This window comes from Streptomyces sp. Ru72 (assembly GCF_002920635.1).
GTDB lineage: Bacteria > Actinomycetota > Actinomycetes > Streptomycetales > Streptomycetaceae > Streptomyces.
Map to the genome: position 1 here is coordinate 72,202 of NZ_PQSR01000022.1, position 18,759 is coordinate 90,960.

An 18,759-nucleotide genomic window follows, 5' to 3' on the forward strand; every position below is an offset into this window, starting at 1 on the left:
CCGTCTCGCAGGGTCCGGGGGGAGATCCCCCCGGACAACCCGCCCGTACGCCGTTGTACGGGACGTATGTGAGTGACCGTCAGGTCAATGTGGGAGCCGTCAGACCGTCAGTGCGCGGTCCGTCGGCCGGATCGGGGCCGGCAGGTCGCTGGCGCCGGTGAGGTAGCGGTCGACGCCGCGGGCGGCCGAGCGGCCCTCGGCGATCGCCCAGACGATCAGCGACTGGCCGCGGCCCGCGTCACCGGCGACGAACACACCGGGCACGTTGGTCTGGAAGTCGGCGTCGCGGGCGATGTTGCCGCGCTCGTCGAGCTCCAGGCCGAGCTGCTCGACCAGGCCGTTCTGCTGGTCGGTGCCGGTGAAGCCCATGGCGAGGGTGACCAGCTGGGCGGGGATCTTCCGTTCGGTGCCCGGCTTCTGCGTCAGCTTGCCGTCGACGAACTCGACCTCGGCCAGGTGCAGCCACTGGACGTTGCCGTCCTCGTCGCCCTCGAAGTGGGTCGTCGAGGCGGAGTAGATCCGCTCGCCGCCCTCCTCGTGGGCCGAGGTGACCTTGTAGAGGATCGGGAAGGTCGGCCACGGCTGGTTCGTGGGGTGCCGCTCGTCGTTCGGGCGGGGCATGATCTCCAGCTGCGTGACGGAGGCCGCGCCCTGGCGGTGGGCGGTGCCCACGCAGTCGGCGCCGGTGTCACCGCCGCCGATGACGACGACGTGCTTGCCCTCGGCCGAGATCGGGGCGGTGACGTAGTCGCCCTCCTGGACCTTGTTGGCCAGCGGCAGGTACTCCATCGCCTGGTAGATGCCCTTGAGCTCACGGCCGGGGACGGGGAGGTCGCGGGCGGTGGTGGCGCCCGCGGCGATCACGACCGCGTCGTACCGCTTGCGCAGGTCCGACGCCTTCAGGTCGCGGCCGATCTCGATCCCCGTACGGAAGCGGGTGCCCTCCGCGCGCATCTGCTCGATACGGCGGTTGATGTGCCGCTTCTCCATCTTGAACTCGGGGATGCCGTAGCGGAGCAGACCGCCGATGCGGTCCGCGCGCTCGTACACGGCCACCGTATGGCCCGCCCGGGTCAGCTGCTGGGCGGCGGCGAGACCGGCGGGGCCGGACCCGATGACCGCGACGGTCTTGCCCGACAGGCGCTCGGGGGCCTGCGGCTTGACGTCACCGCTGTCCCACGCCTTGTCGATGATCGAGACCTCGACGTTCTTGATGGTGACCGGCGGCTGGTTGATGCCGAGCACGCACGCCGACTCGCACGGAGCGGGGCACAGACGGCCCGTGAACTCCGGGAAGTTGTTCGTGGCGTGCAGCCGCTCGGAGGCGGCCGTCCAGTCCTCGCGGTAGGCGTAGTCGTTCCACTCGGGGATCAGGTTTCCGAGCGGACAGCCGTTGTGGCAGAACGGGATGCCGCAGTCCATGCACCGGCTGGCCTGCTTGCTGATGATCGGCAGCAGGGAGCCGGGGACGTAGACCTCGTTCCAGTCCCTGACGCGCTCCTCGACGGGGCGGGACTTGGCGACCTCGCGGCCGTGGTTCAGGAAGCCCTTGGGATCAGCCATTGGTCGCCGCCTCCATCATCTTCTCGTGGGTCTCGGTCTCGGTCAGACCGGCTCGCTCGGCGGCGTCCTTGGCGGCGAGCACTGCCTTGTACGTGCTGGGGATGATCTTGCTGAAGCGGGTCACGGCCGTGTCCCACTCGGCGAGGAGCTTCTCGGCCACGGTGGAGCCGGTCTCCTCCTGGTGGCGGCGCACCACGTCGTGCAGCCACTGCTTGTCGGCGTCGTCCAGGGCCTCGACGGCGCCCAGGTTGCCGGCGTTGACGTTGTCGCGGTCCAGGTCGATGACGTAGGCGACACCACCCGACATACCGGCCGCGAAGTTGCGGCCCGTCTCGCCGAGGACCACCGCGTGGCCGCCGGTCATGTACTCGCAGCCGTGGTCGCCCACGCCCTCCGAGACGACCAGCGCACCGGAGTTGCGGACGCAGAACCGCTCGCCGACCTTGCCCCGCAGGAACATCTCGCCGCTGGTCGCGCCGTAGGCGAGGGTGTTGCCCGCGATGACGCTGAACTCGGCGAGGTGGTCGGCCGCGCGGTCCGGGCGGACGACGATCCGGCCGCCGGAGAGGCCCTTGCCGACGTAGTCGTTGGCGTCGCCCTCCAGGCGCAGGGTGACACCGCGCGGCACGAAGGCGCCGAAGGACTGGCCCGCCGAGCCGGTGAAGGTGATGTCGATCGTGTCGTCGGGCAGGCCCGCGCCGCCGAACTTCTTCGTCACCTCGTGGCCGAGCATGGTGCCGACCGTGCGGTTGATGTTGCGGATCGCGACCTGGGCGCGCACCGGCTGGGCGTCGGCCTGGGAGTCCGCGTTCAGGGCGTCGGCGGCGAGCTTGATCAGCTCGTTGTCGAGCGCCTTCTCCAGGCCGTGGTCCTGCGCGATCACCTGGTGGCGCACCGCGCCCTCGGGCAGCTCGGGCACGTGGAACAGCGGCTCCAGGTCCAGGCCCTGCGCCTTCCAGTGGTCGACCGCGCGGGTGACGTCCAGGACCTCGGCGTGGCCGACGGCCTCCTCGATGGAGCGGAAGCCCAGCTCGGCCAGCAGCTCGCGGACCTCCTCGGCGATGAACTGGAAGAAGTTCACGACGAACTCGGCCTTGCCGGAGAACCGCTCGCGCAGCACCGGGTTCTGCGTGGCGATGCCGACCGGGCAGGTGTCCAGGTGGCAGACGCGCATCATGACGCAGCCGGAGACGACGAGCGGAGCGGTCGCGAAACCGAACTCCTCGGCGCCGAGCAGCGCGGCGATGACCACGTCACGGCCGGTCTTCAGCTGGCCGTCGGTCTGCACGACGATGCGGTCGCGCAGGCCGTTGAGCAGCAGGGTCTGCTGGGTCTCGGCGAGGCCGAGCTCCCAGGGACCGCCGGCGTGCTTCAGCGACGTCAGCGGGGAGGCGCCCGTGCCGCCGTCGTGGCCGGAGATGAGGACGACGTCCGCGTGCGCCTTGGACACACCGGCCGCGACCGTGCCGACGCCGACCTCGGAGACCAGCTTCACGTGGATGCGGGCCTGCGGGTTGGCGTTCTTCAGGTCGTGGATCAGTTGCGCCAGGTCCTCGATGGAGTAGATGTCGTGGTGCGGCGGCGGGGAGATGAGCCCCACGCCCGGCGTCGAGTGCCGGGTCTTGGCCACCCACGGGTACACCTTGTGGCCGGGCAGCTGGCCGCCCTCGCCGGGCTTGGCGCCCTGGGCCATCTTGATCTGGATGTCGTCGGAGTTGACCAGGTACTCGGAGGTCACGCCGAAGCGGCCGGAGGCCACCTGCTTGATCGCCGAGCGCCGCGCCGGGTCGTACAGGCGCTCCGGGTCCTCGCCGCCCTCACCGGTGTTGGACTTGCCGCCCAGCTGGTTCATGGCGATGGCGAGGGTCTCGTGCGCCTCCTGGGAGATGGAGCCGTACGACATGGCACCCGTGGAGAACCGCTTGACGATCGACGAGACCGGCTCGACCTCCTCGATCGGGATCGGCTTCCGGTCCGACGTGAAGCCGAACAGGCCGCGCAGCGTCATCAGGCGCTCGGACTGCTCGTTCACGCGGGCCGTGTACTTCTTGAAGATGTCGAAGCGGCCGGTGCGCGTGGAGTGCTGGAGGCGGAAGACCGTCTCCGGGTCGAACAGGTGCGGCTCGCCCTCGCGGCGCCACTGGTACTCGCCGCCGATCTCCAGCGCGCGGTGCGCGGGAGCGATGCCGGAGGCCGGGTAGGCCTTGGCGTGACGGGCGGCGACCTCCTTCGCGATGACGTCGATGCCGACGCCGCCGATCTTGGTGGCCGTGCCGTTGAAGTACTTGTCGACGAAGGCCTCGTCCAGGCCGACGGCCTCGAAGACCTGGGCGCCGCGGTAGGAGGCGACGGTCGAGATGCCCATCTTGGACATGACCTTCAGGACGCCCTTGCCGAGGGCGTAGATCAGGTTGCGGATGGCCTTCTCGGGCTCGGCACCCGGCAGGAACGTCCCCGCGCGGACGAGGTCCTCGACGGACTCCATCGCCAGGTACGGGTTGACGGCGGCGGCGCCGTAGCCGATGAGCAGGGCGACGTGGTGCACCTCGCGGACGTCACCGGCCTCGACCAGCAGGCCCACCTGGGTGCGCTGCTTGGTGCGGATGAGGTGGTGGTGGACGGCCGCGGTGAGCAGCAGCGACGGGATCGGCGCGTGCTCGGCGTCCGAGTGCCGGTCGGACAGGACGATCAGACGGGCGCCGTTCTCGATGGCGGCGTCGGCCTCGGCGCAGATCTCCTCCAGGCGCGCGGCGAGAGCGTCACCGCCGCCGTGCACCCGGTACAGGCCGGAGAGCGTGGCGGCCTTGAAGCCGGGCATGTCGCCGTCGGCGTTGATGTGGATGAGCTTGGCCAGCTCGTCGTTGTCGATCACCGGGAAGGGCAGCACGACGCTGCGGCAGGAGGCCGCGGTCGGCTCCAGCAGGTTGCCCTGCGGGCCCAGCGAGGAGCGCAGCGAGGTGACCAGCTCCTCGCGGATCGCGTCCAGCGGCGGGTTGGTGACCTGCGCGAAGAGCTGGGTGAAGTAGTCGAAGAGCAGGCGCGGACGCTCGGAGAGCGCGGCGATCGGCGAGTCGGTGCCCATGGAGCCGATCGGCTCGGCGCCGGTCTTGGCCATCGGCGCGAGGATGACGCGCAGCTCCTCCTCGGTGTAGCCGAAGGTCTGCTGGCGGCGGGTGACCGAGGCGTGGGTGTGCACGATGTGCTCGCGCTCGGGCAGGTCGCCCAGCTCGATCTCGCCGGCCTCCAGCCACTCGGCGTACGGCTGCTCGGCGGCGAGGGTCGCCTTGATCTCGTCGTCCTCGATGATGCGGTGCTCGGCGGTGTCCACGAGGAACATGCGGCCGGGCTGCAGACGGCCCTTGCGCACGACCCTGGCCGGGTCGATGTCGAGGACGCCGACCTCGGAGGCGAGGACGACGAGGCCCTCGTCGGTCACCCAGTAGCGGCCGGGACGCAGACCGTTGCGGTCGAGCACGGCGCCGACCTGGACGCCGTCGGTGAAGGTGACGGTGGCCGGACCGTCCCAGGGCTCCATCATCGTGGAGTGGTACTGGTAGAAGGCGCGCCGGGCCGGGTCCATGGACTCGTGGTTCTCCCACGCCTCCGGGATCATCATCAGCACGGAGTGCGGCAGGGAGCGGCCGCCGAGGTGGAGCAGCTCGAGCACCTCGTCGAAGGAGGCGGAGTCGGACGCGTCCGGGGTGCAGATCGGGAAGATCCGCTCCAGCTTCTCCTGCGGACCGAACAGGTCGGAGACCAGCTGCGACTCGCGGGCGCGCATCCAGTTGCGGTTGCCCTTGACCGTGTTGATCTCGCCGTTGTGCGCGACGAAGCGGTACGGGTGGGCGAGCGGCCAGCTCGGGAAGGTGTTCGTCGAGAACCGCGAGTGGACGAGCGCGATGGCCGTGGCGAAGCGGCGGTCGGACAGGTCCGGGAAGAAGGGCTCGAGCTGGCCGGTGGTCAGCATGCCCTTGTACACGATCGTGCGCGCGGACAGCGACGGGAAGTACACGCCGGCCTCGCGCTCGGCGCGCTTGCGCAGCACGAACGCCTTGCGGTCGAGGTCGATGCCCTTGCTCACGCCGTCGGTGACGAACAGCTGACGGAAGGCGGGCATCGTGGAGCGGGCGGTGGCACCGAGCAGCTCGGGGGCGACCGGGACCTCGCGCCAGCCCAGGACGGTCAGGTCCTCCTCGGCGGCGATCGCCTCGATCGCCGAGGCGGCCTCGGCGGTGCCGTCCTCGGGCAGGAAGGCGATACCCACGGCGTAGGCGCCCGCCTCGGGCAGTTCGAATCCGGCCACCTCGCGGAAGAAGGCGTCCGGGACCTGGGAGAGGATGCCGGCGCCGTCACCCGAGTCGGGCTCGGAGCCGGTGGCACCGCGGTGTTCCAGGTTGCGCAGAACCGTGAGCGCCTGCTCGACCAGCGCATGGCTCGCCTCGCCGGTGAGGGTGGCCACGAAGCCGACGCCACAGGCGTCGTGCTCGTTGCGGGGGTCGTACATACCCTGCGCAGCAGGGCGAGCATCCATGAAGGACCAGTTCTGGCCATTCGCGGAGTGCTGGGACGGCTGGCGCGGCGTACGCATCGGCTCTCCCGTCGTCGTCATGTGGCATGTGCAGGTGCCGAGGGACGACGTTGGCCCTCTGCGAAAAGTGCAAAATTTCGTGCAGGTTACATGATGGAGCGGTTCTCGGGAACCGGGATAGGCCGTTCCAACATGCGGACATCGCCGGGGCGTGGGCGCGGGTTCCACGCACGGCGATGGAGTGGAGGGGGCACAAGCGGACAGATCAGTGTCCGTCGACCCGGGCACGGAGGGCAACATCGCCCACCGTGAGGAGTGCGGGGGGTGCGGAGCAGGCGTCATTGCCCGCGGCGCTTACGGCTCATGCCCGCTGGTTAAGCACGCGAAACCGTCGAGTAACAACTATTTATGCGGTCCCTCGCATAACTAGCCTGCGCTTATCGTACGGCCGTACCGAACAAAGTGCCCAGGACGTACGTCACACCTGCCGCGGCACCACCGAGGGCGAGCTGCCTGAAGCCGCTGTACCACCAGCTGCGCGCGGTCACCTTGGCCACGACGGCGCCGCACGCGAAGAGTCCGAGGAGGGCGAGAAGGACGGCGGGCCACAGGGCGTGGGCACCGAGCAGGTAGGGCAGGACGGGCAGCAGGGCGCCGAGCGCGAAGGACCCGAAGCTGGAGACGGCGGCCACCAGCGGGGAGGGCAGGTCGCCGGGGTCGATGCCGAGCTCCTCGCGAGCGTGTATCTCCAGGGCTTGCTCGGGGTCGCGGGAGAGCTGCTTGGCGACCTCGCGGGCCAGCGCGGGCTCGACTCCGCGCGCCTCGTACAGCGCCGCCAGCTCCTCCTCCTCGTCCTCCGGGTGCTTCCTCAGCTCCCGCCGCTCGACGTCGAGCTCCGCCTCGACCAGCTCACGCTGCGAGGCGACGGAGGTGTACTCGCCGGCGGCCATGGAGAAGGCCCCGGCGGCCAGACCCGCGAGGCCCGTGATGATGATCGTCTGCTGGCTGACGGATCCACCGGCGACACCCGTCATCAGCGCCAGGTTGGACACCAGCCCGTCCATCGCGCCGAACACGGCCGGGCGCAACCAGCCACCGTTGACATCCCGGTGGGTGTGGTTGTCCCGGTGCGCCTCGTGCAGCGACGCCTCGGTCTCGATGATGGCCATGAGGTCCCCCAGGAAGCTTAGGCAAAGCTAAGTTTGGACACGTTCTATCTTTCGACAACACAGAACCTACGCCTTGAATTTCCGTCCCGCCAGCAAGGAAAGGCTGGGCTAACCTGCACCTTTGCCGCTCTGTGCTCATCCGTGACAATGAGTGCTCACATGCCGGACGGGTGATGCTGGGGCCCGCGAGGCTCCGCGCCATGGTTTCGGGGGGACAGATCCGCACTAGGGGGCCGCCCCGAGAGAAGAGGCACCGTATGGCCATCGCCTGCAGTCCCCCCGCACCGGCGCCCGAGGACGCCGCCGGCCCCCGGGAACGGGCGCGGGGCGCGTTGCTCGGCCTCGCCGTCGGGGACGCGCTGGGGGCGCCCGCCGAGAACCTGGAGCCGTCCGAGATCCGGGCGCGCTGGGGCCGCATCACGGGGTTCGTCACCGAGCAGCCGTGCGGCACGGACGACACCGAGTACGCCATCTTCTCGGGGCTGCTGCTGGCCCGGCACGGCTCGGCGCTCACCGTGGCGCACGTGGAGGCGGCCTGGCACGAGTGGATCGCGGACCGGGACGAGGGGCCGTTCCGGGGGGCGGGCTTCAGCGAGCGCGGGACGCTGGAGAACCTGCGCCGGGGCCTTGCCGCCCCCGTCACCGCGCAGCACCGGCACGCCTGGAGCGACGGGCTCGCCATGCGTGCCGCGCCGTTCGGGGTGTTCGCCGCGGGCCGCCCGGCGGAGGCGGCGCGACTGGTGGCGATCGACGGCTCGGTGAGCCATGAGGGCGAGGGCATCCACGGCGGCCGGGCGGTCGCGGCCGGCGTCGCGGCGGCGATGACCGCAGCGTCGACGAGCGCCGTGGTGGCCTCGGCCCTCGCGGCCGTCCCCGAGGACTCGTGGACCGCCCGCTCGCTGCGCCGCGCGGTCGCCGTGGCCCACCGGGGCGCCCGCGCGGTCCGCTCCGCGGTGGTGATCGACGGCTACCCCTGGACAGACCTCGCGCCCGAGGCGGTCGCTCTGGCGTTCGGCGCGTACGTGGCGGCAGGCGGCGACTTCCGGGAGTCGGTGCTCGCCGCGGTCAACATGGGCCGCGACGCCGACACCACGGCGGCGGTCGCGGGAGCCCTGGCGGGCGCGAGCCGGGGGATCGCGGCGATCCCCCGGGAGTGGGCGGCGGTGATCGGCCCGGCGCGGGGGCGCTGCCTGCCGTCGGTGGAGGGGCACCACGTCCTTGACGTGGCCGATCTGCTGACGCCGGGGGACGGAGCGCTGACGCCAGGGGACGGAGCGAAGTCGGCCCCGGGGGGCCGAGGCGAGAGGGCAGCGGGGAGCCGAGGAGAGAGGGCCGGAGGGATCCAGGAGGAGGTGGCCACTTGGATCCGCGGGACCGGGGGCACGGGGATCCCGGAGACGGGGCCGGGCGCACTGGGCGAAGCCGTGCGGTGCGACGGCCAGGGACTCGTACCGCGTGACAGCCGGGGACACGGACGCCGCGACGGCCAGGAAGGCGGACGGCTCGGCGGCGGGGAAGCCGTACGGCGTGACGTGCGTACGCCCCTCGGTGTGGCGCCGTACGACCGGACGCAGGGGGAGCCGTGAGCGGGCCTCGGCGGGTCGAGGGTCTGCTGCTCGGGCTCGCCGTCGGTGACGCCGCCGGGTGGCCCGCCGCCCGGCACCGGGCCGCACGGATGCCCGAGTGGACCCGGCGGCTGACCCGGGAGCTCGACACCTTCGCCGAGGAGAACGCGACCACCACCCTGCCGGTGCCGATCGCACTCAACCAGTCACCGCAGCCGCTTCGGCTCGGACCGTCGGACGACGCCGAGTGGGCGGCGTTCACGGCCGGGGCCCTGCTGCGCGCCAAGGACGCCGACGCGCTCGGCGGTCTCGACCGGCAGTCCGGACTACGAGACGCTCTCGACCGGTCCTGGCACGCCCTCGCCACCGAGGTCGCCGCCCCGGCCGACCGCACCCCCGAAAAGGAGCCGGCCGTCATGCCGTTGCGCGCCCGCATCTCCGTCCGCGCGGGCCTCGGCAACCTCGCCACCGGGCTGCGCCCGCCCGCCACCGGTCACGACAACCCGCACTACTTCGACGACGCGGCCTGCGTACGGGCCTGCGTGCTCGCCGTGGCCCACCCGGGCGCGCCCGAACTCGCCGCCGGGCTCGCCGAGTTCGACGCCCGTTACACCCAGGACGGCGACGGGGTGCACGGCGCCCGCGCCATGGCCGCGGCCCTCTCGCTCGCCCTGTCCGGCGAGGCGCTCGACACCTGCGTGAGGGCCGCGCTGGCCGAGCTCCCCGAGTCCACCGAGATCGGCCGCAACGCCCGGCACGCCCTGAAGCTGGCCCAGGACGGCGAGGGTGCCTTCCACGTCGTTCCCCTGCTGGAACATCAGATCGTCGACCACGTCTACAGCTACGGCGTCGCGGCCGCGGAGACCGTCCCGGTCGCCCTCGCCCTCGCGACGGCGGCCCACGGGCGCATCGCGGAGGCGGTGCCCGCCGCCGCCTGTCTGTCGCGGGTGGCCGACTCCGCCCCGGCCCTCGCGGGCGCACTCACGGGAGCCCTCGGCGGCGGCGCGGCGATCCCGTCCGCCTGGCGCGACGCCTGCCGCACCCTCGCGGGCTGTGCACTGCCCCACCTGAGCGGCACGGACCTCGTACACCTCGCCGAACTCCTGGAGACGACGGAACTGGCCACTCCCGGTGGATGATTCGGGCATGACGCCCACTCCTGACGAGTCGGTCCCTCTGGACGAACGCATCACCGGCGCCCTGGTCGGCGCAGCCGTCGGCGACGCCCTCGGCGGTCCCGTCGAGGGCCACTCCCCCGAGCAGATCGTCGAACGGCACGGCGGCCGGGTGCACGGGATCGTCGGACCCTGGCACGGCGACGCCTGGCGCACGGCCCGCCCCCTCGCCCCGTACCACAAGGGGGACGGCCATGTCACCGACGACACGTTGATGACGCACGCGCTCGTACGGGTCTACGCGGCCGTCCGCGACCACCTCGACGCGTACGCGATCGCCGAGCACCTGGTCCCCGACCTGATGACGAACCCGCGCTGGATCCCGGAGCTGGAGGCGGAGGCACTCCCGCTGCACCGCGTCTTCCTGGCCGAGAAATGGCTCGTGACACGGCTTCACCACGCCCATGCGGACCCCCGGGAGGCGGGCGTCGGCAACATCGTCAACTGCGGTGCCGCGATGTACATGGCGCCGGTCGGCCTGGTCAACGCGGCCAATCCCGAGGGCGCGTACGCCGAGGCCCTGGACGTGGCGGGCGCGCACCAGTCGTCGTACGGCAGGGAGGCGGCCGGGGTGCTCGCGGCGGCGGTGGCGGCGGCCTGCGCACCGGGCGCGACACCGGACTCGGTCGTGGCGGCGTGCCTGTCGCTGGCGAAGGACGGAACACGAGCCGCGATCGAGACGGTCTGCGACACGGCCTCCCGCTACTGCGACTACGAGTCCGCCCTACGGCCGCTGCGGGAGGCGGTGGCGCCGTACGACACCGTCGGCCCCGACTACCGCGCCCCTTCCCTGGGCGCCCGGCGACCGTCCCGGCTGCACGCGATCGAGGAACTCCCGGTGGCGCTCGGCATGGTGGTCGTGGCGCGCGGGGACTACCGTCACGCGGTGCTCGGCTCGGTGAACTACGGCCGGGACTGCGACTCCATCGCCACGATGGCGGGCGCGATCACGGGCGCGCTGGGCTCACCGGTCCCGTCCGACTGGGAGAAGGCGGTCGCTGAGGCGAGCCGCCTCGATCTGCACGCCCCGGCCCGGACGCTGACGGAGGTCACCCGGGAGGTCTTCGCCCGGGACGTGCGCCGTCGCCGGTCCCACGAGGCGGCCTTCGCCGCGCTGGGAGGCTTCAGGTGCTCCGACTGACCTGGGTCCAGCCGGAGGACCTCCTCGGCCACGAACTCCGCCAGGCGGAGCAGGACGGCCGGGAGCCGTCGGCGATCGCGGCGAGGTGGAGAGCGGCGGGCGGACCACCGGCGCCCCTGACCGCCGGCGCGTCACCGGTACCGGCGTCCCCGTACCTGCGCCTGCTGGCAAAGGACCTGCTGGACGAACTGGCGGACCTGCCGAGCAGCTTGGCGGAACACGAGCCGACGGACCTGGCCCGGATCAGGGCGCTGTGCCGGAGCCGGCCGGCCGAAACCGCGGACAGTGCCACGCAGGCTGCGGACGGTCGTGCCGCTGGGGAGGCACCGGTGGGCGCTGGTGGTACCCCCTCCGGGGGAGCCGCCCCGCAGGCGCGGGCGAGCGGAACCCGCCCCCGAGCGATCCCCACCGAGGCGCGCCTCGAAGCCGCCTGGCTGGGACGAGCCGCCGGCTGCCTCCTCGGCAAACCCGTGGAAAAGCTCCCTCTCGACGGCATCCGCCGACTCGCCGAAGCCACCGGCAACTGGCCGTTGCACACCTGGTTCACGGCCCGCGGGCTACCCGCGGACCTGGCCGAGCAGTACCCGTGGAACCGTCGCTCCGCAAAGAACTCCCTCGCCGAGAACATCGACGGCATGCCCGAGGACGACGACCTCAACTACCCCCTGCTGAACCTGCTGTTGCTCGGGCGTCACGGCAAGCACTTCACCACCACCGACGTCGCCCGACTCTGGCTCGACGAACTCCCCGCCGCCCGCACCTTCACCGCCGAACGCGTCGCCTACCGCAACCTCCTCTCCGGCGTCGAACCCCCACGCACCGCCCGCCACCGCAACCCCTTCCGCGAATGGATCGGCGCCCTCATCCGCGCCGACGTGCACGGCTGGACCAACCCCGGCGACCCGGCCGCCGCGGCAGAACAGGCCCATCGCGACGCCACCCTCACCCACACCGGGAACGGCGTCTACGCGGCGATGTTCACCGCGGCCGCCATCGCCGAGGCGGCCACCGGCGCCCACGACGTCCACCACTGCCTGCGCACCGGCCTCACCGTCGTCCCGCCCGCCTCCCGCCTCGCCCGCGCGGTCCGCCACGCGATCCGACTGGCCGAATCCAGGCCCGACTTCGACGCGGTGGTCGACGAACTGCACGCCGTCCACCGCGGCTACCACTGGGTCCACGCCGTCCCCAACACCGCTCTGATCGCCGCCGCCCTCACCCACGCCGACGGCGACTTCACCGGCTCCATCTGCCGAGCGGTGTCCGGCGGTTGGGACACCGATTCGAACGGAGCGACGGCCGGCAGCATCGCCGGACTGCTGGCCGGACACCCCACCGCGCTCCCCGACCGCTGGACCCACCCCCCTCAAGAACCGGCTCGCCACCTCCGTCGGCGACTTCAACGGCGTCGGCTTCGACGCCCTTGCCCACCTCACCCACCGGGAGGCCCACCGCTCATGACCGCACCCCTCACCGGCCTCCGCGTCCTCGACCTCGCGACCCTCTTCGCCGGTCCCCTCGCCGCCACCCTGCTCGGTGACTTCGGCGCCGAGGTCATCAAGGTCGAGCACCCGGCCCGTCCGGACCCCTCACGCGGCCACGGCCCGACGAAGCACGGCGTGGGGCTTTGGTGGAAACTGCTCGGCCGCAACAAGCGCACGATGACACTCGACCTGTCCAAGCCCGGTGGCCGTACGACGCTGCTGCGGCTCGCGGCGACCGCCGACGTGATCGTGGAGAACTTCCGCCCGGGCACGCTTGAGAAATGGGCCCTGGGCTGGGACGAGCTGTCCGCCGTGAACTCCCGTCTCGTGCTCGCCCGGGTGACCGCTTTCGGCCAGTTCGGCCCGTACGCGCACCGCCCCGGCTTCGGCACGCTCGCGGAGGCGATGAGCGGGTTCGCGGCGATCACCGGGGAGCCGGACGGACCGCCGACCCTCCCGCCGTTCGGGCTGGCCGACTCGATCGCGGCCCTGGCGACGGCGTACGCGGTGATGACGGCCCTGGCGGCCCGGGAGCGCACCGGGACGGGCCAGGTGGTGGACATGGCGATCATCGAGCCGATCCTCACCGTCCTCGGCCCGCAGCCGATCTGGTTCGACCAGCTGGGCCACGTCCAGGGGCGCACCGGCAACCGCTCCCAGAACAACGCCCCGCGCAACACCTACCGCACCGCGGACGGCGGCTGGGTCGCCGTCTCGGCCTCCGCCACGTCCGTCGCCGAGCGGGTGGTGCGCCTCGTCGGACGCCCTGAGCTGATCGAGGAGCCGTGGTTCGCGACGGGCGAGGAGCGGGCCCGGCACGCGGACGTGCTCGACGAGGCCGTCGGCGGGTGGATCGCCGGCCGCACCCGCGCGGAGGTGCTGAAGGCGTTCGAGGACGCGGAGGCCGCGGTGGCGCCGGTGCAGGACGTGCGGGAGGTGATGACCGACCCGCAGTACGCGGCGCTGGGCACGATCACCACGATCCCGGACGACCCGGAGCTGGGCCGGCTGCGGATGCAGAACGTCCTGTTCCGCCTCTCCGCCACGCCCGGCGCGATCCGCTGGGCGGGCCGCCCGCACGGCGCGGACACGCGGGCTGTCCTGACCGAACTCGGCCTGACGGCCCCCGAGATCGCCGCGCTCGAGGCGGAGGGCGCGCTATGACCCCTCTCACCCTGCTGTATGCGCCCGGGGACCGCCCGGAGGTGGTGGGCAAGGCGCTCGCCTCCGGGGCGGACGTCGTGCTGGTCGACCTGGAGGACGCGGTCTGTCCGGACCGCAAGGCGTACGCGCGGGCGGCGACGGCGGAACGGCTCGCGCAGCGCCCGCCGGTGCCGGTCCATGTCCGGGTGAACGCCCTGGACAGCCCCTGGGGCGAGGCGGACCTCACGGCGCTCACGGCGCTGGTGGGTCTGGCGGGGCTGCGCCTGCCGAAGGTGACGTCGCCCTCGGACGTGGTCCGTGTCGCGCGACGGGCCGTACGGGCGGACGGCACGGTCGTCCCCCTCCACGCCCTTCTGGAGACGGCCCTGGGGGTGGAGCGCGCCTTCGCGATCGCGTCGGCGCATCCGGCCGTGCGGGGCATCGCGCTCGGCGAGTCGGACCTCCGGGCCGACCTGGGCGTACGGGAGGACGCGGGGCTCGACTGGTCCCGGGCGCGGGTGGTGGTGGCGGCCCGGGCCGCCGCACTGCCGCCGCCGGCACAGTCGATCTACCCGGACACACGGGACCTGGAGGGCCTGGCGGCGTCCTGCGCGCACGGCCGCCGCCTGGGCTTCCTGGGCCGGGCGGCGATCCACCCCCGTCAGCTCCCGGTCATCGAACGCGCCTACGCACCGACCCCGGAGGAGATCACGCGAGCGGAGGAGATCCTCAAGGCCGCCGCCCGGGACCAGGGCGCCCAGGCCCTCCCCGACGGCCGCTTCATCGACACGGCGGTGGTGAGAGAGGCGTACCGAACCCTGTCGTTGGCCCGCCGGAGGCGTTGAGGACCGGACATGCGCCGGGGGCGCCGTATCCAGCGATACGGCGCCCCCGGCGACGCAGGAACGTCCCTCAGCCCTTCTGGGCCGACTCGGCCTCGTCCTGCGACGTCTCGGCTGCTCCCTCGGCCTCCGCCTGCGAAGTCTCTGCGGTCGCCTCGGCCTCCGCCTGCCCCGTGGCCTTCGCAGCCGTCGGCTTCTCGTCCTCCGGCTCGGGCTCGCCCTTCTTCTCCGGCTCCCCGGAGTCGGCGTCCCCCTCGCCCTCGCTGCCCGAGGCACCCGGCTCGACCACTGCCTCACGGCCCGGCCGGACCCGCGACGACACCACCATGTAGGTCACTGCCAGCAGGAACACCAGCATCGCGGTCCAGTCGTTCAGCCTGAGGCCCAGGATGTGGTGCGCGTCGTCGACCCGCATGTACTCGATCCAGCCGCGGCCCACGCAGTACGCGGCCACGTACAGGGCGAACGCCCGTCCGTGCCCCAGCTTGAAGCGGCGGTCCGCCCAGATCACCAGGAACCCGACCCCGATGCACCACAGCGACTCGTACAGGAACGTCGGGTGGTAGTACCCCGGCACCCGCCCGTCCGTGGAGGAGGTGATGTGCAGCGCCCACGGCAGATCCGTCGGCCGCCCGTACAGCTCCTGGTTGAACCAGTTGCCCCAGCGTCCGATCGCCTGCGCGAAGGCGATCCCGGGTGCGACGGCGTCGGCGTACGAAGGAAGCGTGATGCCCCGGCGACGGCAGCCGATCCACGCGCCGACCGCGCCGAGCGCGATCGCGCCCCAGATCCCCAGCCCGCCCTGCCAGACCTTGAAGGCGTCCACCCAGTCACGGCCCTCGCTGAAGTACAGCTCGTAGTCCGTGATCACGTGGTAGAGCCGCCCGCCGACCAGGCCGAACGGCACGGCCCAGACCGCGATGTCGGCCACCGTGCCCGCCCGGCCGCCCCTGGCGACCCAGCGTTTGTTTCCGAGCCACACGGCTACGAAGACACCGATGATGATGCAGAACGCGTAGCCGCGCAGCGGAATGGGGCCGAGGTACAGCACTCCGCGCGAGGGGCTGGGAATGTAGGCAAGTTCCATGGCAGGAACGACGCTACCCTGCCGGACACGCAGCGTGGCAACCCACCCGGCTACGGGTCCATAACGTACGACTCCCCCGGCCTATCGGACGCCGGGGGGATCGCGGGGGCCACGACCCTCAGGACTTGCCTGCGGCCTCCACCATCTGCTTCAGCTTGGCCGGAGTCATCGTGCGGTCCTCGAAGATGTTCTTTCCGCCGAGGAGCACCGTCGGCGTGCCGGAGAAGCGGGCGCTCTGGAACGCGGCGTTCGACTTCACCACCCAGCTGTCGTGCGTACCGTCCTTGACGCACTTCTGGAAGGCCGGGCTGTCGAGGCCGCCGACCTTGCCCGCCAGCTCGATCAGCTTGGCGTTGTCCGCGAAGGTGTCCTGCGTCTCCTTGGGCTGGTTGTCGTACAGCACGTCGTGGTAGCTCGAGAACTTTCCGGCGTCCTGCGCGCACGCCGCCGCATTGGCCGCGGAGCGGGAGCCGCTGCCGCCCAGGTTTCCGTCGATGAGCGTGACCAGGTGGTACTCGACCCTGAGCTGTCCGGCGTCGACCAGCTGGTGGATCGTCGGGCGGTAGGCGGTCTCGAAGGCCCGGCAGGCCGGGCAGCGGAAGTCCTCCCACACCGTGAGGGTCGACTTGGCGGAGTCCTTGCCGACGGGGATCGCGAGGGCGCCCTTGCCCGTCGCCCCGGAGGGCGCGATGGCGGGGCCGGAGGCGCCGCTCTTGCCGCTCTTGCCGGCGTTCGCCGCCAGGACGCCCACCACCGTCGCCAGCGCCAGGACACAGACGACCGAGGCGCCCACGATCAGCGTGCGGCGGCGCTTGTCCGCGGCCTTCTGCTTCTGTCGCTCGACCGCCAGCCGCTCGCGGGCGTTGCGCTTTCCTTCACGGTTCTTCTCGCTCACATCCGGCAGAACGAACCGGGGAGGCGCAGCGCGCCTCCCCGGCCTCAGGTCCACTCGTTCGGGTGAGCGGTTTGCCGCGCTCAGCTCACACGTCGCCCGCGGACGCCTTCCGCCAGCTCGCCCGCCAGCGTCCGTACCGCCTTCAGGGCCGCCCCCTCGTCGGGCGCGTCCAGCATCCGCTTCACGAACGCGGAGCCGACGATCACGCCGTCCGCGAAGCCGGCCACCTCGGCGGCCTGGGAAGCGTTTGAGACACCGAGTCCGACGCAGACCGGCAGGTCGGTGGTCGCGCGGGTGCGCCGCACCAGGTCCTGGGCCTGCGCGCCGACCGACTCGCGGGTGCCGGTGACGCCCATGAGCGAGGCCGCGTAGACGAAGCCGGAGCCCGCCGCGGTGATCTCGGCGAGCCGTGCGTCCTTGCTGCTGGGCGCGACCACGAAGACCGTGGCCAGTCCGTGCTTCTCGGCGTGCTCCCGCCACAGGGCCGACTCCTGAACGGGCAGGTCCGGCAGGATGCAGCCCGCGCCGCCCGCCTCGGCCAACTCGGCGGTGAAGCGCTCGACGCCGTAGCGGTCGATCGGGTTCCAGTACGTCATCACGAGGACGGGCTTGCCGGTGGCCTCGAAGGCCTCGCGGACCGTGCGCATCACGTCGGCGATCTTCACGCCGCCGCGCAGCGCGATGTCGTCGGCGGTCTGGATGACGGGGCCGTCGAGGACGGGGTCGCTGTGCGGCAGGCCCACCTCGACGACGTCGGCGCCGCCCTCCAGGACCGCCTTGATCGCGGCGATGCCGCCGTCGACGGTCGGGAAGCCGGCCGGCAGATAGGCGATGAGCGCGGACCGGCTCTCCGCCTTGGCGGCGGCGAGGGTGTCCGACAGCAGTTGGATGTTGCCGCTCACTGGGCGTCCCCCTCGATCTCCGCGGCGTCGGTGTCGGCGTCCGCGGCGACGGACGCGTCGGTGTCGTACAGGCCGAAGTACCGGGCGGCGGTGTCCATGTCCTTGTCACCGCGCCCCGACAGGTTGACGACGATCAGCCCGTCCTCACCGAGCTCCCTGCCGACCTCCAGGGCACCGGCGAGGGCATGGGCGCTCTCGATGGCCGGGATGATGCCCTCGGTGCGGGACAGCAGGCGCAGGGCCTGCATGGCGGCGTCGTCGGTGACGGCCCGGTACTCGCCGCGGCCGCTGTCCTTGAGGTAGGAGTGCTCGGGGCCGATGCCCGGGTAGTCGAGGCCCGCGGAGATCGAGTAGGGCTCGGTGATCTGGCCTTCGTCGTCCTGCAGGACGTAGGACCGGGAGCCGTGCAGGATGCCGGGCTCGCCGGCGGTGAGGGTGGCGGCGTGCTCGCCGGTCTCGACCCCGTGTCCGGCGGGCTCGCAGCCGATGAGGCGTACGCCCTGGTCGGGGATGAAGGCGTGGAAGAGGCCGATGGCGTTCGAACCGCCGCCCACGCAGGCGATGGCGGCGTCCGGCAGGCGCCCGGCGCGCTCGAGGAGCTGCCGCCGCGCCTCCACGCCGATCACGCGGTGGAAGTCGCGCACCATGGCCGGGAAGGGGTGGGGCCCCGCGACGGTGCCGAAGAGGTAGTGGGTGTGGTCGACGTTGGCGACCCAGTCGCGGAACGCCTCGTTGATGGCGTCCTTGAGGGTGCGGGAGCCGGACTTCACGGCGATGACCTCGGCGCCGAGCATGCGCATGCGGGCGACGTTGAGGGCCTGCCGCTGGGTGTCGATCTCGCCCATGTAGATGGTGCACTCGAGCCCGAACAGGGCGCAGGCGGTGGCGGTGGCGACGCCGTGCTGACCGGCGCCGGTCTCCGCGATGACCCGCGTCTTGCCCATCCTCCTGGTGAGGAGGGCCTGCCCGAGGACATTGTTGATCTTGTGTGAGCCGGTGTGGTTGAGGTCCTCGCGCTTGAGGAACACCCGGGCGCCGCCGGCGTGCCGGGCGAACCGCGGCACCTCGGTGAGGGCGCTGGGCCGACCGGTGTAGTTCACGAGCAGGTCGTCGAGTTCGCGGGCGAACTCGGGGTCGGCCTTGGCCTTCTCGTACTCGACGGCCACCTCGTCCACGGCGGCGACGAGGGCCTCCGGGATGAACTTGCCGCCGAACGCGCCGAAGTAGCCCTCGGCACTGGGGACCCGGCCTTCCGGGTCGGGGAT

The 18,759-nt window shown here is 72.1% G+C and carries 12 protein-coding genes and 1 pseudogene; 6 read left to right on the forward strand and 7 right to left on the reverse strand.

Annotated elements, in window-relative coordinates; genetic code table 11:
* Positions 1-99: 99 nt before the first annotated feature.
* From C3488_RS13720 to C3488_RS13730, 3 genes are all read right to left on the reverse strand, one after another.
* On the reverse strand, positions 100-1,563 hold the full coding sequence (locus C3488_RS13720) for a glutamate synthase subunit beta (RefSeq protein WP_103839676.1): 1,464 nt from the start codon (positions 1,561-1,563) through the stop codon (positions 100-102).
* Positions 1,556-6,151, reverse strand: a complete 4,596-nt coding sequence (gltB, locus tag C3488_RS13725; RefSeq protein WP_103839677.1) for a glutamate synthase large subunit — start codon at positions 6,149-6,151, stop codon at positions 1,556-1,558. Before gltB ends, C3488_RS13720 begins: the two co-directional genes overlap by 8 nt.
* Positions 6,152-6,528: 377 nt before the next feature.
* The gene (locus C3488_RS13730; RefSeq protein ID WP_103839678.1) at positions 6,529-7,260 is read right to left on the reverse strand and encodes a VIT1/CCC1 transporter family protein; all 732 of its coding nucleotides are present in this window, start codon (positions 7,258-7,260) and stop codon (positions 6,529-6,531) included.
* Positions 7,261-7,517: 257 nt separating this feature from the next.
* Between C3488_RS13730 and C3488_RS13735 the strand changes: the two genes are divergently transcribed.
* The 6 genes and pseudogenes from C3488_RS13735 (at position 7,518) to C3488_RS13760 (ending at position 14,613) form a co-directional block, all read left to right on the forward strand.
* Positions 7,518-8,846, forward strand: coding sequence for an ADP-ribosylglycohydrolase family protein (locus tag C3488_RS13735; RefSeq protein ID WP_258053405.1), 1,329 nt, complete (start codon positions 7,518-7,520; stop codon positions 8,844-8,846).
* Entirely contained in the window at positions 8,843-9,964 is a 1,122-nt protein-coding gene (locus tag C3488_RS13740; protein ID WP_103839679.1) for an ADP-ribosylglycohydrolase family protein, read from the forward strand. The genes C3488_RS13735 and C3488_RS13740 overlap by 4 nt, the downstream gene beginning before the upstream one ends.
* 7 nt (positions 9,965-9,971) lie before the next feature.
* The gene (locus C3488_RS13745; protein ID WP_103839680.1) at positions 9,972-11,141 is read left to right on the forward strand and encodes an ADP-ribosylglycohydrolase family protein; all 1,170 of its coding nucleotides are present in this window, start codon (positions 9,972-9,974) and stop codon (positions 11,139-11,141) included.
* Positions 11,129-12,602: pseudogene (locus tag C3488_RS13750) on the forward strand (ADP-ribosylglycohydrolase family protein). The gene C3488_RS13745 and the pseudogene C3488_RS13750 overlap by 13 nt, the downstream one beginning before the upstream one ends.
* Positions 12,599-13,789: a CaiB/BaiF CoA-transferase family protein gene (locus C3488_RS13755; RefSeq protein WP_103839681.1), complete on the forward strand. Its 1,191-nt coding sequence runs from the start codon at positions 12,599-12,601 to the stop codon at positions 13,787-13,789. Before C3488_RS13750 ends, C3488_RS13755 begins: the two are co-directional and overlap by 4 nt.
* Complete coding sequence (locus tag C3488_RS13760; RefSeq protein WP_103839682.1) at positions 13,786-14,613, forward strand: CoA ester lyase; 828 nt, start codon at positions 13,786-13,788, stop codon at positions 14,611-14,613. The genes C3488_RS13755 and C3488_RS13760 overlap by 4 nt, the downstream gene beginning before the upstream one ends.
* A 67-nt stretch (positions 14,614-14,680) precedes the next feature.
* Here the strand turns inward: C3488_RS13760 and lgt are convergent, their stop codons facing one another.
* The 4 genes from lgt to trpB all read right to left on the reverse strand — a co-directional run.
* The gene (gene lgt / locus C3488_RS13765) at positions 14,681-15,697 is read right to left on the reverse strand and encodes a prolipoprotein diacylglyceryl transferase (protein WP_103839683.1); all 1,017 of its coding nucleotides are present in this window, start codon (positions 15,695-15,697) and stop codon (positions 14,681-14,683) included.
* A gap of 118 nt (positions 15,698-15,815) precedes the next feature.
* Positions 15,816-16,592, reverse strand: a complete 777-nt coding sequence (locus C3488_RS13770) for a thioredoxin domain-containing protein (protein ID WP_181139006.1) — start codon at positions 16,590-16,592, stop codon at positions 15,816-15,818.
* Positions 16,593-16,672: 80 nt separating this feature from the next.
* Positions 16,673-17,494 (reverse strand): tryptophan synthase subunit alpha, encoded by an 822-nt coding sequence (gene trpA, locus C3488_RS13775; RefSeq protein ID WP_103839685.1) that lies wholly within the window; start codon positions 17,492-17,494, stop codon positions 16,673-16,675.
* On the reverse strand, positions 17,491-18,759 hold a 1,269-nt coding region (trpB, locus tag C3488_RS13780; protein WP_258053406.1), incomplete at its 5' end, for a tryptophan synthase subunit beta. The genes trpA and trpB, both read right to left, overlap by 4 nt.